Raw genomic sequence first — 1199 nt, 5'->3', positions numbered from 1 at the left:
CTCAAGCTTAAAACCGGACAAAAAATGCCCCCGCGCCGGGCCGGCGCGGTCGACCGGGTGACGCGGCGGGTGGCCCGCGAAGCCCAACGGGGCCCCCGTCCGACGCAACCGAGTGACATCTGGGATCAACTCCTGGCCACCACGGCGACCGCCAGTGTCCACCGCGGGGTGTTGCCCGCTGCGTGGCATTTGGCGCCCGATGGCTCCCCCATCGACAGCGGGGCGTATTCGTTCGGGGCCAAACGCTGTGGGTGTCCGGGGAAGTCGTGCCACTGCCAGCGGTGGTTTAGCGATCCCATGGCCTTGCTCGGCTGGGATAGCCATCGGCATCGCTACTTTTTCGGGTACATGCCCTTGGCCATGGCGGTAATCAATGCCATGCCCGACCAATCCAGTCATCCGTTGCTCGTGAGTCTCGCGCTCCATCCAGGAAATCGGAACGATGCGGTCGCGTACCCCGACCTCTTGGTCAAAACCCAAGCCCTTTACGCGGCCGAAGACCCCGCCATCCGGATCACGCATATGGTGGGGGACGCCGCCTTCGATGCCAATGCCTTATGGACCTTCACGCGCGAACGAGGCGTGGTCCCCGCGTTTGCCCCGCCGGGCCCCGTCGAGCCCGCCCACATCAGTCCGGCGGCGCGCGCCGCCGGGATCACGCTCGATGACAAGAATCGTCCGCACTGCAGCGCCGATCGCAACTTGATTGGCCTGGGGCAAAAGCGCCTCGGGGTGACCGTCTATGCCTGCCCTCTCCGCCAACGACGGCATGAATCCTGTGACAGCCCGTGTGCCAAAGCCCGCCAAACCGTGACGGTCAATGACCGGGGGTCCCGCTACGCCGAGAGCGGCGTGCCGTACGGCACGCCCGCTTGGACCACACTCTATGCGGAACGGACCGGGGTCGAACGCGCCTTTAGTTTGTGGACGCAAGATGGGATTAAACGGGCCCACCACCGCCGGCCCTACCTGTGGCTGGCCCGGTTGGCGATGGGGGCGATTGTGGCCCATCACCAGGCCTGGGGGCGCGTGGCCGCCGCCTAAGGCGCGAGGGGGAAGGAGGTGAGATCACCCACAACCGCACCGTCTGGCCGAGATCGAAACCTGGCCGATCTCGGGCATCCTGTGCCCTCCGTGCTGGCTGCGATCGCAAAATCTTGGCGCGTTCCGCCAGGTCGACGCTCCCGGGAGACTTTATG

At 66.1% G+C, this 1199-nt stretch carries 1 protein-coding gene; it reads left to right on the top strand.

The features are described 5' to 3' along the window. Nucleotides 1-1044, top strand: a 1044-nt coding sequence (locus HIJ39_RS23035; protein WP_169103355.1) for a transposase, incomplete at its 5' end; no start/stop codon positions are given. Nucleotides 1045-1199: the final 155 nt, after the last annotated feature.

The sequence above is a fragment of the Sulfobacillus harzensis genome, from assembly GCF_012933365.1.
In the GTDB taxonomy this organism is placed as follows: Bacteria; Bacillota; Sulfobacillia; order Sulfobacillales; family Sulfobacillaceae; genus Sulfobacillus_B; species Sulfobacillus_B harzensis.
Note: the sequence above shows the minus strand (reverse complement) of the source record. Positions and strands in the feature narration are given on the sequence as shown.